Annotated in this window: 16 protein-coding genes; 1 reads left to right on the top strand and 15 read right to left on the bottom strand. The window is 38.9% G+C overall.

The window, feature by feature from the left end; translation table 11 throughout:
* Positions 1 to 123: 123 nt before the first annotated feature.
* Complete coding sequence (locus KJ593_02875) at positions 124 to 2,850, top strand: insulinase family protein (GenBank protein ID MBU2540823.1); 2,727 nt, start codon at positions 124 to 126, stop codon at positions 2,848 to 2,850.
* Here KJ593_02875 and KJ593_02870 read toward each other — a convergent pair whose 3' ends face one another.
* From KJ593_02870 to KJ593_02800, 15 genes are all read right to left on the bottom strand, one after another.
* The gene (locus tag KJ593_02870) at positions 2,851 to 3,333 is read right to left on the bottom strand and encodes an NYN domain-containing protein (protein MBU2540822.1); all 483 of its coding nucleotides are present in this window, start codon (positions 3,331 to 3,333) and stop codon (positions 2,851 to 2,853) included.
* The gene (locus KJ593_02865; GenBank protein ID MBU2540821.1) at positions 3,302 to 4,249 is read right to left on the bottom strand and encodes a flippase-like domain-containing protein; all 948 of its coding nucleotides are present in this window, start codon (positions 4,247 to 4,249) and stop codon (positions 3,302 to 3,304) included. Before KJ593_02865 ends, KJ593_02870 begins: the two co-directional genes overlap by 32 nt.
* Entirely contained in the window at positions 4,246 to 5,190 is a 945-nt protein-coding gene (gene trxB / locus KJ593_02860) for a thioredoxin-disulfide reductase (protein MBU2540820.1), read from the bottom strand. Before trxB ends, KJ593_02865 begins: the two co-directional genes overlap by 4 nt.
* 207 nt (positions 5,191 to 5,397) lie before the next feature.
* Positions 5,398 to 5,763: an aspartate 1-decarboxylase gene (locus tag KJ593_02855; GenBank protein ID MBU2540819.1), complete on the bottom strand. Its 366-nt coding sequence runs from the start codon at positions 5,761 to 5,763 to the stop codon at positions 5,398 to 5,400.
* Between the two features lie 7 nt (positions 5,764 to 5,770).
* Entirely contained in the window at positions 5,771 to 6,835 is a 1,065-nt protein-coding gene (locus KJ593_02850) for an acetate kinase (GenBank protein ID MBU2540818.1), read from the bottom strand.
* A gap of 7 nt (positions 6,836 to 6,842) precedes the next feature.
* Positions 6,843 to 7,793 carry a phosphate acetyltransferase gene (gene pta, locus KJ593_02845; protein MBU2540817.1) on the bottom strand — a complete coding sequence of 317 codons (951 nt, stop codon included), beginning with the start codon at positions 7,791 to 7,793 and terminating at the stop codon, positions 6,843 to 6,845.
* Position 7,794: 1 nt separating this feature from the next.
* Positions 7,795 to 8,892, bottom strand: a complete 1,098-nt coding sequence (locus KJ593_02840) for an AAA family ATPase (GenBank protein MBU2540816.1) — start codon at positions 8,890 to 8,892, stop codon at positions 7,795 to 7,797.
* A 15-nt stretch (positions 8,893 to 8,907) separates the two neighbouring features.
* A complete protein-coding gene (trxA, locus tag KJ593_02835) occupies positions 8,908 to 9,231 on the bottom strand; it encodes a thioredoxin (GenBank protein ID MBU2540815.1) in 324 nt (107 codons plus the stop codon).
* A gap of 235 nt (positions 9,232 to 9,466) precedes the next feature.
* Positions 9,467 to 10,015 carry a hypothetical protein gene (locus KJ593_02830; GenBank protein MBU2540814.1) on the bottom strand — a complete coding sequence of 183 codons (549 nt, stop codon included), beginning with the start codon at positions 10,013 to 10,015 and terminating at the stop codon, positions 9,467 to 9,469.
* An 11-nt stretch (positions 10,016 to 10,026) separates the two neighbouring features.
* Positions 10,027 to 10,749: a Bax inhibitor-1/YccA family protein gene (locus tag KJ593_02825; protein ID MBU2540813.1), complete on the bottom strand. Its 723-nt coding sequence runs from the start codon at positions 10,747 to 10,749 to the stop codon at positions 10,027 to 10,029.
* Between the two features lie 88 nt (positions 10,750 to 10,837).
* Positions 10,838 to 10,978: a hypothetical protein gene (locus KJ593_02820; GenBank protein MBU2540812.1), complete on the bottom strand. Its 141-nt coding sequence runs from the start codon at positions 10,976 to 10,978 to the stop codon at positions 10,838 to 10,840.
* 91 nt (positions 10,979 to 11,069) lie between these two features.
* Positions 11,070 to 12,491: an NADPH-dependent glutamate synthase gene (gltA, locus tag KJ593_02815; protein ID MBU2540811.1), complete on the bottom strand. Its 1,422-nt coding sequence runs from the start codon at positions 12,489 to 12,491 to the stop codon at positions 11,070 to 11,072.
* Positions 12,488 to 13,309, bottom strand: coding sequence for a sulfide/dihydroorotate dehydrogenase-like FAD/NAD-binding protein (locus KJ593_02810; GenBank protein MBU2540810.1), 822 nt, complete (start codon positions 13,307 to 13,309; stop codon positions 12,488 to 12,490). The genes gltA and KJ593_02810 overlap by 4 nt, the downstream gene beginning before the upstream one ends.
* Positions 13,310 to 13,448: 139 nt before the next feature.
* Entirely contained in the window at positions 13,449 to 13,925 is a 477-nt protein-coding gene (locus KJ593_02805; GenBank protein ID MBU2540809.1) for a ferritin-like domain-containing protein, read from the bottom strand.
* Between the two features lie 10 nt (positions 13,926 to 13,935).
* Positions 13,936 to 14,208 carry a hypothetical protein gene (locus KJ593_02800; GenBank protein MBU2540808.1) on the bottom strand — a complete coding sequence of 91 codons (273 nt, stop codon included), beginning with the start codon at positions 14,206 to 14,208 and terminating at the stop codon, positions 13,936 to 13,938.
* Positions 14,209 to 14,504: the final 296 nt, after the last annotated feature.

The following is a 14,504-nucleotide window of genomic DNA, read 5'->3' as shown; positions in this document are numbered from 1 at the left end:
AAACAACATCTCTTACAGGCGAGCTTTTCGCCATAAATACTGATATATGTCCTTTTTTTTAATTTAGCATACAAAAAAATGTATGTCAATGAGCATTTCGAATTTTTAATTAAACTATTTTTTATGTATTCATTGACAAAGGAAGCAAAAAAGTATATACATATCTATATGAATAAACTAAAGACCACAATCAAAATCATAACCATATTAAGCCTCCTATCTCTAATAGTTCTACCTCTACTCCAAGAATCAAGGGCCGATACTACCAATTTAACCTCAGAACTTCCAACAAACAAGACAGAAAAAATCATTCTGGATAATGGTCTAACCATTCTTCTTAAGGAACTGCCTTCCTCTGAAATCGCCTGTATCGTAGCCTTGATCAAATCCGGTAGCGCAAGAGAAGCAAGGTTCTTAGGTAGCGGTATAGCCCATCTTTGCGAGCACATGCTCTTTAAAGATGATCCTGAAAATCCTAAAAGTGAAATAGCCAAACAGGTGAGCCTTCTGGGCGGTACAATAAACGGTTCAACCTCCTATGACTGGACAAGTTACCAGATCAGCCTGCCAAAAGAAAATTTACTAGCTGCCTTAGAGCTATTCTATCAATTCTTGATGAAGGCTCAATTTCAGCAAGAAGATTTAGAGAAAGAAAAACAAGTCGTATTAAAGGAAATTAACTTAGGCAAAGACAATCCCCATAAATTATTATGGAATCTACTGCTGCAGACGACATTCAACAACCATCCTTATCGCTATCCAATTATAGGCTATGAAAATCTATTAAAGAGACTAACACTGGCGAATCTAAGAAAATTCTACAAACAAACTTATGTGCCGCAAAATTTGATTATAAGTATTTCAGGAAGCTTTGACAGAAAACAAATTAAAAATAGAATCCAGGATCTATTTGGCAAAGATGAAATGGGCCCAATACAGTCTAAGTACGATATCGTCGAACCGCAACAGAACACCATGCGGCAAGTCCTAAAAGATTTGAAAGCAACAACTTTTGGTTATGCTGCCTTAGGCTTTCGTTCTGTGAGCATCCATGAAAAAGATCTCTATGCCCTTGATTTATTGGCCTCGATCCTGGGCGAAGGAACAAGTTCGCGTCTAAATCAAAACCTGAAAGAAGAAAAGAAACTTGTTTACTCAATAGATGCATTAAATTATACGCCAAAAGATCCGGGACTATTTGTCATAACATTTACAAGCGAGCCGGAAAACCAAGACAAGGCATACGATGAAATTCTAAAAGAAATAGAAAATATCAAAGAGTTTGAGGTAAATAAAGAAGAATTAATCAGGGCAAAACAATCTATCAAAAGCGGTTTATTGTTTCGACTTGCGGCTTGTGAGAATCTTGCCACATCAAGTGCACATAATGAAGCAACCTTAGGCGACCCTGATTTCGACGAGGAATACATTAGAAAGATTGAAAACATAACGAGTCTTGAGGTTCGCAATGCAGCTCTAAAATATCTAAATTCCTCCTCCCTTAGCTTCCTCCGTGTTATACCTCAAGACAAAGAAAAATGCGAAAAAACTATTCCAAAATCAGCAACAGAAAAACAAGAAATAAAAAGAATTGAATTAGACGGCGGCCTAAGAATCCTATTGTTAGAAGATGATCGCCTGCCAATAGTAAACATCAGAGTAGCTTTCCTGGGCGGACTCTTAGCAGAGAATAATAAAAATAATGGTATTTCCGATCTTACTTCCAAGCTCCTGCTCAAAGGCACAAAGACAAAAAGCGCATTTGAAATATCAAGATTAATGGAATCCTGGGGTGGTAATATCAGCTCCTTCTCCGGCAATAATTCATTTGGCATCTCAATTGAGGTACTCAAGGAAAATACTGAAAGTACATTAAAGCTTGTTTCTGAAATAATCCTCTCCCCTGCCTTTGACGCTGTAGAAATAGATAAAGAGAAAAATCTCAACTTAGCACAGTTAAAAAGACAGAGAGAAGATATATTTACCAGGGGCTCGCTCCTTTTAAAAAAAGAAATATATCAAGACCATCCATATTCCATGAACGCGTTGGGAACGCAAGATTCAATAGCAAGCTTGAATCGAAAAAGCATTCTAGACTTCTATAAACAACATATAAGAAAACCAAACATAGTTATTAGTGTCTTTGGCGATATCGATAATCAGCGCACATTGAAACTTATAAAAAATCTTTTTGCCAATCTAGACAATAAAGTCGTATCTTTTACTGCTAAAGAAAGAATAATGCCGCTTAAAAACAGCATCACTAATTTTGATATACTAGAGAAGGAACAGTCGTTGTTTTTGATTGGATTTCCTACCTGCAGCCTGAAAAATCCTGACAGGTATGTACTGGATATTATTTCTGAAGTTCTTTCTGGGCTTGATGGCAGGCTGTTTAGGAATATTAGAGAGGAACTCGGTATTGCCTATGCCTTAAGCGCGGACAATGCAAATCTTCTGGAGGCTGGACACTTCCTCTTTTATGTGGCAACGACAAGCGAAAATCTAAAAAAAGCGCAAGAAAAAATCTGGCAGGAAATCAACTCCCTAAAAAAGAAAGGTATAGACGAAGAAGAGCTAGAACGCGCCAAAAGAAGCCTGACCGGAAAGATGAAAATCTCTCTGGAAGCCAACGCTGCGCTTTCTTGGCATGCGATATTAGACGAATTATATGGCTTGGGATTCTTAAATTATAAGGATTATGAAAGCCGCTTAAATTCAATCACGACTAAAAAGGTTAAGAATATCTTAAATAAATATTTCAATGATAATTTTGTGGAAATATTTATAACCCCTACTTCTTTCTTCCCTGAACCAGGGCCAGCTAAGGGCTTATCTTTCAGGCACTAACTAATCTGTCTCTCCCAGCCAGATTTTCCTAAATTCCCGGTTAATCGCCAACTTCTGCTTGTAATCTAAATCTTTTTCAGACTCTCTAGAGTCAGAAGAAGTCTTATATTTTTGCAAGATCTCTGAGGTAAACTCAGAAACACTTAAGATACATGCCCCCAAACCCCTAATAAAAAAACACAGCTCCTTATCATCTGAGACAACAACAATCCTTCGCCTAGAGTCAGATCGCTCAACAAGGCTCTTGATTTTATTATCAGCATTCAAACTCTTAGAAAATAGAATTTGGAAATCTCGGCGTGGACTTAAACCCTGCCCATCTTCACAACCGTCAAATACAATGGTAATCTTCTGCTTCTTCAAGCTAGGGCTTAGCCTTAGCATCTGAATTAAACCCAGTCTGCCATGTTTTAATTTTCTATCGCTAAGATGGGAAACCTGCTTTAAGATATTATAACCGTCGAGTATGTAATGTAAGGACATAGACTATGCCTCCGGCTACGCCTACTATTACTAAGAAAAGGAAGGAAATCAAAGAAATAGAAACAGCAATTTCTGAAGGAATAAAGACCTTTGAGAAAAAGAGTACTGCCGATGCATCCCTTAATCCCAAACCGCCGATAGTAATAGGAATCGTGGATATGACTTGAATAATTGGCACAATAACAAAAAAATAAATAACTTTGGTATTAGCCCTAAGCGATAGGGCAATTAAATAGAATATTATGACAAGGGTTCCTTGAATTAATAAAGAGATTAGAAAATTCCTAAACAAGACTCCCTTTTTATCCCTAAAAAGACTTAAGGCATTAAAAATCTTCAACCAGACAGCCTCTATCTTTTTTAATCGCAATAATCTTAAAAAGGCACAGAATTTCTCCGATATATACCTTGAGAATAAAAGCAAGGAGATAAAAATAAAAATACTAGCAATAAAAAGGATAATCCAACCTATGAGCGGACTATTAATGTAGGAATGGCCAAATGCATAGGATAATATGGCAATAAATGTTACAGCCAAAAATCCGCTGAGTCTGTCCAATATTACTGTTGCCACAATCTTACTTGCCTCTTTGGTATGTGAAAAAAGAGAGTAGGCCCTGGCAACATCTCCACCAATGGTACTGGGTAAAATCATATTAAAAAAAAGACCGCCAGAAAAAGCTGTAACAATCCTAGATAAGGGTGGCCTCAATTCTAAGGCATGCAATAACATCTGCCAACGCAAGATCCCAAAAAAATAAAGCGAGATAAACAGAAGAAATGATGCGAGAAAAAATAAAATATCACATGTACTAATAATTGAAAAAACCTGGACGAAATTAATCTTCAGAAAGAGAAAACCAAGGATTAAAGAAGTGACTACTAAGCGTATTAGGATAGAGATGGATGTTTTCAATATTTAATTATAAAATTTTGGGCAGAAAATGCTGCCTGCGCACCATCAGAACAAGCAGTTACTACCTGCCTTAGGTCCTTACTCCTGGCGTCGCCACAAGCAAATATACCTTCTTCTGAAGTACGCATCTGGTTATCGACAATAATAAATCCCTTATCATCAAGCCTAAGCAGCCCCTTCACTAAGTCGGTATTGGCGATTATGCCAACAAAAATAAATACTCCATCGCAGTCAATTCTCGCCTTTTTATTATCCAAAACATTCTTAATTACAAGGGCGTTGACTCGATCCTTACCTTCTATAGCAACGGGAATGCTATTTAGGAGGAATTCACAATTTTTAACCTGTCTTAATTTTTCCTGCAATATTGATACTGCTCTTAATCTATCTCTGCGATGCGCAAGATATAGTTTCTTAACAAAACGACTCAAAAATATCGCCTCTTCTACTGCGGCGTTTCCACCTCCAATTACAACAACTGTTTTATCCTTGAACATAGGGCCATCACAAGTTGCGCAATAAGAAACACCTTTGGCTAAGAATTGCTCTTCCCCTTCTATGTTGAGTTTTTTCGGGCTTGCGCCTGTGGCTATTATTAAGGAACGCGATTTAAATTCTCTATCATCACAAGTTATCTTAAAAACCTTGCCCTCTTTGGACTGATTAAGCCTAGTAATTTTCTCAACCCTACCTGTCTGTACATCAACCCCCAAATTACTAACCTCACTTTTTATAGCATCAATTAAATCAGCTGGCAATGTCCCTTGAGGAAAACCAGGGTAATTATCCAGCCGGTCGGTAAGCATAATTTGGCCGCCAATTAAATGCGATTCAAATATTTTAATTTTTAAACGCGCCCTGGCTGCATAGAGGGCTGCGCTAAGACCTGCCGGACCTGCTCCAACAATAATACAATCAATAACTTCGTTTACTTCATTCACATTAACCTCTTGCTTTTAAATCTCTCGAGAAAGCACTGTAAGAACGATCAAACCTACTCTCAGCCTCGGCTGAGAAAAAGCAACCTGGAATTTCGCCGTTTTCAAGATGATACCTTACGCACTCACAACAGAGGCCTTTTCGTGAACAAGATCCATATGTGCAAGTACAATTTTTCAGATTTATAGAATTATTAGGACATTTCTGACTCATTCCTTCACCCTTACTTTGCGATTATTTTCGTCTACGTAGACTACCCTAGGCGTTGTCTTAATCTTTCCAATCTCATTATTGGGAATAAGATAATAGGTAATGATTATAACCTCGTCTCCTTTTTTACCACTCTTTGCAGCTGGACCGTTTAAGATGACGCTACCGCTTCCTGATGCAGCAGCAATAACATAGGTCTGAACTCGACTTCCATTTGCTAGATTGAGCACATCCACCTTTTCTCCTTCAACGATATCAGCAGCTTCAAGTAAATCCTTATCTATCGTAATACTGCCTTCGTAGTAAAGCTGTGTCTCGGTAATCCGGACGCGATGAATTTTACTTCTTGCGATTTCTCTATACATTTCTACCTCATATCTTTTTGCTGACTAATTCATAAGTTTTTCGGGCGATAATCAACTCTTCATCCGTAGGTATAACCAATATTTTTGTCCCTGCTTTTTTAAAAAAAACATTAAGGGCGACTCTAACCTTTTTTATTATATCTGGATTATTCTCACCAATGCCGCCGGTAAAAACAATCGCGTCTGCTCCACCTAAGATTCCAAAATAAGCGCTGATATATTTTTTCAGGCGGTAGATAAATATATCCAGGGCTAGTTTTGCTCGACTATTGCCTTTGGAAGCCGCCTTCTTTATCTGCCTTAAATCATTACTTATTCCTGAGAGTCCTTTGAGGCCGCTTTCTTTGTTTAGTATGTGTTCGATTCTCCCCAGCGATACTCCTAATTTCTTTTTCAAGAAAAATATTAAGGCCGGATCTATATCTCCGCTCCTAGTGCCCATGAGCAGGCCTTCTAAAGGCGTAAATCCCATACTCGTATCAATAGAACGGCCGGCTTTGACTGCGGCAATACTTGAGCCGTTTCCTAAATGGCAGGTAATCAATTTCAGTTTGGATAACGGCTTGCCAAGAACACCTGCTGCTTTAACTGCAACATACTCATGGCTTGTGCCATGAAATCCATATCTGCGTATGCCAAATCGACGGTAATAACTAAAAGGAAGTCCATACATATATGCGTATGCAGGCATGGCCTGATGAAATGCTGTATCAAATACAGCAACCTGCGCAACAGAGGGTAAAATTTTAGCACAGACCTTAATACCTGTGATGTTAGCCGGATTATGAAGAGGTGCTAAGCTAGATAAGCGCTCTAACCTTACTAAAACTTTCTTTGTTATTATCTGTGGTTTTCTAAAGTTCTCTGCCCCATGTACTACACGATGCCCTATCGCATCAATGTCTTGCCTATCTTTTAATATCTTCTCTAAGGCCTGCTTATGATTCTTTATGCGGCTTTTTTTCTGGCCGATTCTTTCAACCAAACCTTTTTTCAGGAGCTTCTCACCCGGTATAGCAAAAAGACTATACTTAATTGAGGAAGAACCTGAATTGAGAACAAGGATCCTCATAATCTTCTTATCTCTTCCCATCTGACTTCTTTTTTGAGCGAATTGCTGTAACCGCAACGCAATCGACTATATCATCCACTGAGCATCCCCGCGATAAATCAGAACAAGGAAAATTCAGTCCTTGCAAGATAGGTCCGATAGCCCTGGCATTAGCCAGGCGCTGGACTAATTTATAACCAATATTACCGGCTTCTAAGTTAGGAAAAATCAAAACATTCGCCCTGCCTTTAAGTTTGCTGTTAGGATATTTTATCCTAGAGACTTCTGGAACAATGGCGCTATCTACTTGCATTTCCCCATCCACAAGGAGTCCTGGCGCTTTCTCTTTTACGAGCTCTGTGGCCCTTCTTACCTTTTGTACCAGCCGACCTACTGAGGAACCCCGCGTAGAATAACTTAACATAGCTACTCGTGGCTTAATCCCAATAACATCTCTGGCAATCTGGGCAGTACAGATAGCAATATTGGCTAATGTATCAGAGGAAGGATCTGGTACGATCCCGCAATCAGCAAAGATAAATATACCTGCTTCACCATACTTACAGTCAGGAATGGCTACTATAAAAGAACTAGAGGCAATGCTAAAGCGTTTATCAACCCCTAGGCAATAAATTGCCGCGCGTGCAACATTAGGAGTGGTGTAATGAGCTCCGGCGACAAATCCATCAGCCTCGCCATTCTTCACCATCATTGCAGCGTAATAGAGCGGATCACTCACTATTTTTACTGCATCTAGCATAGATATGCCTTTTTGTCTGCGCAGCTCATAAAAGGTATTAGCAAACTTCTTGATTTTATTCTTACTTAATTTCTTCTTTTCTAATAACAGGACGCGTGCGATCTTCTCTTTGTTTATAATCCTGACAGCCTTTTGCACACGAGATTCACCAGCTTCAGGTAAAATTATTTCTGACCTTATTCCCTTTGCCTTGTCTCTTAAGAATCGCTCAATCTGCATATCAACTACACCCCATAATTCTATCCATATCCAAATACTGTTTTGCCATATCCACTGCAATAGCTATCTTCTCTTTATCCCCAGGTCCAATCTTAACAGTAATGCTATTTACAATAGAGGCGACTGAATATGTGTCTCTCTTGGATAGTAATACCGGTATCTTTGCCTCGGTCAATTGTTTCATTATACTATTTGCGGGGACGAATCCACCCGTAAGAATAAAACCCGAAATCTTTATGCCTTTCTCTCCATCAGCATGAGTCGCTTTAAGAGCAGCTGATAGAATATCCTCGCGGTCACCCGGCGTTATAACCAACATCTCATCTTTAAAATATTTAAGTGCATCTATAGCCTGCATCGCGCCTACTATTATCCGTTCAATCCTTCTTTCTAAGAAACTTTCACCCAAAAGCAATTCAAAATTAGCCTCTTCTATGATTTGCTTTACAGTGCAGGAACTTAATATCTTATTATAAGGCATAACGCCCAATACATCTACTCCCTTTCTTTTAAGCCCCTTGCGTATAAGGCGATTTATTTTATCATACTTTTCAGGCAAAACTTTATTAATAATTACTCCTGCTACGGAGACTTTCTCTCTATCAAAAAGTGACTTATTAAGGACTATCTCATCAATCGGCCGTCCCAGGCCACCACTTGAGACAATGATAACCTTAGACTTAAGCATCTTAGCTACTTTGGCATTCGAATGGTCAAAGACAGAACCTACGCCAGCATGTCCTGTGCCTTCAATAATCATCATCTTCCTGTCTTTGGATACTCTCTTGAACGCCTCCTTTATCTTACGTTCAATTACCTTGCGTTGGGGATTTGTTATATAATCTTCAGTAAAACCTCTCTCTACTGCTACAGGGCTTGTATCCTTAAGACCACATCTTATGCCGCATGATTTTAATGTTCTCTCTATGAGTAAGGAATCCTCATCAATCTTATCCCCTTCCTCTTCTAAATATCTCTGACCGATTGGCTTGATAAAGCCCAATTTTTTTAAGCGCTCTTTTAGATTACACATCAGACCTAAGGCAACAGTGGTCTTGCCATCATTCTGCTGTGTAGCGGCAATAAAAATCCTTTTCATGATAAATTATTAGACTTAAGCGAGAAACTTATCCATTTTTATCTTTAATTGCTGCTTTGATAAAACGCCGACAACCTGATCAATAACTCTGCCGGCTTTAAAAAACAAAAGTGTAGGAACAGACATGATTGAATATTTAGTAGCAACATTCTGTGCCTCCTCTACATTTACTTTAGCAACCTTGAAGCGACCTTTATATTCCTCGGCCAATTCTTCAATAATTGGTGAGACGATTTTACAGGGGCCGCACCAGGTGGTATAGAAATCTACCATGGCTGGTTTCTCCCCTTCTAATATCTCTTTCTGGAAATTATTATCATCAAGATGGAGCAAACTCATGGAAACCCCCTTTTAAAATGACAACATAAATTATCTGGTTAATAAATAATTGGTTACACTTTAAAGGAATTGTAGAAAAATATAATAGCACAAGCTTAGGCTTTATTCAATAACTATAAGCTGTTATTATCGTTATGATCTTAACTTAAAGATTGGGCGATTTGATATCTTTGCGTGAGCCTACTGATTGGCCGCAACGGACAATCAAAAAGAGTGCCGCTGGGTAAAAGAACTCTTAATTATTGCCTTTTTCTTTTTGTCTTCTTCTATAATCATCTAATAATTTCTGTATGTCAGTATCTGCAGATTTTACGACTTGAGTAAAGATAAAAATCAACACGGAAAGTTGCCAATAATCCTCAGGTGCAGTAATCAGACCTGTATGAACGTCCTCTTCTCTTTGCAGCTTATCACGGTAGTAGGAAATCGCCTTCTCTAATTCACCTTCATAAACATCCAGCGAATATGTTTTATTATTATATTTTAACGACGGGAATTTTATACCCCTTATAATCAAGAAATTAGTTAAAATCCCCTGGCTGAGATTAAACTCTTTTTCAAAATCAAACCCTCCGAATTGAGGTGAATGGGATGGCAAGATAAGCGATGGCTTATCAACTACAACCTCGCCTTTTCTAACTACTGTATCTCCCGCATTTATGGAAGATTTTGAAAGAAATACATATGGCAGATGCGTTGTGCTAAAGGTTTGAAGGTCCTGAACGCGCGGTCTTATAATCTCTGTATTCTTAAGGGCCTCATCCCACATACCTCGTAAGTCCATATCTAACCTCTTTAACGACGCCTGCTCTTGACCAGGAGTCTTAATATCTCAATATAGAGCCAGATAAGAGTAACCGTAAGACCAAATGCGCCATACCATTCCATATATTTTGGTGCGCCTAATTTAGAACCCTGTTCAATAAAATCAAAATCTAATACCAAATTCAACGCAGCAATAACAACAACAAAAAGGCTAAAGCCTATACCGATGGGACCACTTGAATGAATAAATGGAATGCTGACTCCAAAAAAACCTAAGATTATTGTAGCAAAATAAACTAAGGCGATACCCCCTGTTGCAGCTACTACGCCTAATTTAAAATTCTCACTTACCTTTATAAGGCCTGATTTATAGGCAAAAAGTAGACTAAATAGTGTGGCAAACGTCAAAAAAACTGCCTGGATAACAATTCCCGGATATTGCATTTCAAATATGGCAGATATACCACCCAGCGCTAAACCCTCAAGCAAGGCATAGACTGGAGCAGTTACTGGTGCCCATTCCTTTTTAAAAACTGTCACCATAGCAACAATAAAACCGCCGATTAGGCCCAATATCATCAAACCACTTGCTTGCGCAGCTCTTTGCCAGACAAAATTAGCGCTCATGACTAACAAAAAGAGTAAAATAAATGTCCTATTTACTGTCCCGTTAATAGTCATGCTCGTGGCAGCATCTAAGCGTCGAACCGCCTTAAACGCATTGGTGTTTAACGCTGGATTTGCCGTGCGCATCATTTTTTTACCCCCCCTTTTTTATTCAAAACGCCCTTTCTTTAATAAAAGAAAAGGGCGCTTGAAAATATTATAGGTAACTATCAAGTTACTCTTTTTTATCCATTGGCTGTCCGCAGCAACTCTTTACTTCGCAGCTAGTTCCCTCTTTTAGCTCCTCTTTACCGCAAGCTCTACACACATAGGTTGCCTTCTTTTTCTCTTCTGGTTGACAACTTCCACAGCCCATCGCTACCTCCTTTAAACTATTACTACACTTCTAGATAAACTTATTTTACTCCAAGCCCAAGCCTGATGCAAGTAATTTCTGTTAACTCTCTCTATGAAAGATATTCGATTATTGCCTTAGAGGCCTTTTTTGCCATACCCATTGCCTCAATTACCGTTCCTTCTCCTCCCACAATATCACCACCTGCAAAAACTCTCCTTACCGAAGTCTCCATAGTAATAGGGTTAACTACTAAATCTGAATATTTATCTACTTCTAAACTCGGCGTAACGCTGGTCAATACCCTGTTAGCCTTAAGGCCTACAGCAATAATAACCAAGTCACAATCTACATTGAACTCGCTGCCTTCAATCGGAACAGGCCTTTTTCTGCCTGAGCTATCAGGTTCACCTAGTCTGCATTTTTGACAAACCATCTCTTTAATATAACCGCGCTTATCGCCTCTAAATTCCAAAGGTTTGACCAAGAACTCAAAGCCCACGCCCTCTTCCTTTGCATGTTCAATCTCAGGCCGCCTTGCCGGCATCTCAAGGTCTGTGCGCCTATAGAAAATTGATGTATCAGGCCTGATGCTATTTATGCTCTGCAATCTCAATGCGACTCTTGCAGAATCCATGGCTGTATTTCCTCCTCCGATAACTATCACCTTTTTCCCTATATTAACAGGGGTGTGGAATTCAGGAAACTTAAATGCGGACATAAGATTGACCCTGGTTAAAAATTCATTTGCAGAGTAGACATTACACAAATTTTCTCCTTTTATACCCAAAAAAGAAGGTACGCCTGCCCCTAGTCCTAAAAATATAGCAGAATATCCTTCTGATAAAAGCGCATCTAGTGTCTTTGCCTTTCCCACAATAAAATTAGGTATAATATCTACGCCTAACTTCTTAAGATAGGTTATCTCAAAATCAAGGATATCTCTTCCTAGCCTAAAAGGAGGAATTCCATACTGAAGCACGCCTCCTGGCTTATGAAGACTCTCAAAAACAACTACCTTTATACCCCTCTTTGCCAGCTCTCCTGCTGCGCAGAGTCCTGCCGGACCTGAACCTACTACGGCTACTTTCTTGTCTTTAAATTTTTTATCTTTTGTCTTTCTCACATCAGGCTCAATGCAATTTTTAATTCCATAATCACCCACAAATCTTTCTAAAAAGTGTATATTAATTGCCTCGAGGGAAGCGAACGGCAGACCTTTCTTAGTCAAGACACAGGCCTTTCTGCACTGATACTCGGCAGGACAAACCCTTCCGCAAACAGAAGGGAAATTGTTCTTTTCGCGAATTGTAAAATAAGCTCCCCTGTAATCCTTCTGTGTAATCTGGTAAATGAATTTCTTTATATCTATTTCTACGGGGCATCCGGCAATACAAGTCGGCTTCTTGCACTGAAGACAGCGGCTAGCCTCAAGAGTCGCCTCTTGTTCAGAAAGCCCTAAGATAACCTCATTGAAATTGGTTATTCTCTTCGCTCTATCTAATTCTTTTGAACCTACTGGATCTTTGTTCATAATTTAGAAAGTCTACAAATATGTTTTTCTTTTTCTTCGTATATCCTATTTCTCTTTTTTAACTCATCCCAGTCTATTAGATGCGCATCGAATTCTGGCCCGTCAACGCAGGCAAATTTCACTATATTATCAACGCTTACCCGGCAACATCCGCACATGCCGGTTGCATCCAGCATCAAGGTATTTAAAGAAACCATTGTTCTGACGCCAAACTCTTTGGTTACAGAAGATGCTATCTCCATCATCGGGATAGGGCCGACAGCATAAACTAAATCAAACTTAGCTTTGCTGAGTATATCTTTTAAAACATCAGTCGTAAAACCTTTTCTTGAATAAGAACCGTCATCGGTAGTTATGTGAATTTCATCAGAAATTCCTCTTAACTCCTCTTCCAAAAACAATAGATCTTTTGTCCTTGTACCCAAAATAGTAACTATATAATTTCCTTCCTCTTTTAATCTTTTCGCCACAGGATAGATCTCCGCAATGCCCACTCCTCCCGCCACTAGAATTACCTTTCCATAGTTTTTAATTTCTGTTGCGCATCCTAAGGGACCGACTAAGGCATAAACCGAATCGCCTTCATTTAGATTTCCTAAAAGCTTGGTAGAATACCCTGCCTCCTGAAAGATTAAAGTAATTTCCTCATTTTTTGCATCTACTACAGTAAGGGGAATCCTCTCACCTTTAGCCTTAACCATGACCACTATGAATTGGCCAGGCTTCACACAAGAAGCAATATGAGGGCTTGAAATCCTCAAGCTAATAATTCTATAATCCTTATTATCTATTAAGGTTTTCTTGGCTTTTATTTTCATAATATCCTCAGAAAAAATATTATACCATAAATATGAAAGCTGCAATAGAGTCAGAATAAACAAAAATGACGTCCTCATGTTAAACGGACGCCATCTTTCTGCTACTTTTTATTATACTTAGCAACAGCTCTATGCCAAACTAATCCAGCAAATCCTCAAACATCTCTTCATGTTGAACTTCTTCTGCTAAGATATGGCAGGCAAGCTGATATGTGACGTGGTCTTTACCTTGGGTCTTGTTGGCGATTTTCTGATAGACATCAATTGCCCCGGCCTCAGCATCTGTAACTACATTAATAATACTCTTATAATCAGAGGTACTTTTAGGTGGCCTTGGATAGGGAGCATTTGCATTTTTTTCAAGTTCAGCTATATTGGAAAGTGGCAGGCCCCCTAATTCCTGGATCCTATCTGCAAGCTCACTCGCATGCTCAGCTTCATCCTTGGCAATCTTTTCTAGAAATTCAGCCATATCCTCATATCCTAGCCCAGTCACAGTCTCTGCCATGTATTTATAGGAATATATCGCCAACCATTCATCAGCATAAGCCCTGTTTAAATCATTGATCAATTCCTTAACATCAACTCCTGAAATCTTTGATCCTTGCTTACCCATGACTTACCTCCTATTTAGTCAAGTTTCTGTTAATAAACGCAGTGATTGATCCTAACCCGTCTACATGATACCAGTAAGTCTGACCTCCTCTTTGCATTTGTAAGGGCTCATCAATACCTGGACCATAGAGATATTTGGCTTGGAGAGTATTGGTTCCATCGTATTCTGCAATGATGTCTTCGTTATCATAGACGTATCTAGTAATAGTACCATTGACATTCTTCTCTATTCTTCTTCCTAAGCCGTCATATGTATAGCTCACGGCCAACGGTCCACTCTCCACGGAAACTAATTGGTTCTCGACGCTGTAGGTATACGTGGTAACGTCTGAAGGAATTGATTTATTTGCCTTGCTCGTTAGGTTGCCGTTGTCAAAGAACAAAAAGATTTTGTTTACAACTTAGCTATAATAGAAGAGTTACGTAAAACGTCTGTGATCCTTTATGTAAAGCGTCTGTGATCTATGATATTATAGTTTGAAGAAGCGTCGCCCTTAGTTTTGCTATTCTATTCCATAGAATTTGCGCTGTGCCTGTTTGGTTCGTTATGTTCGTTATTGCGATTTTTGGGTTAGGTTAA

The organism is Candidatus Omnitrophota bacterium (assembly GCA_018830005.1).
Classification (GTDB): Bacteria; Omnitrophota; Gorgyraeia; order JAHJTE01; family JAHJTE01; genus JAHJTE01.
Note: the sequence above shows the minus strand (reverse complement) of the source record. Positions and strands in the feature narration are given on the sequence as shown.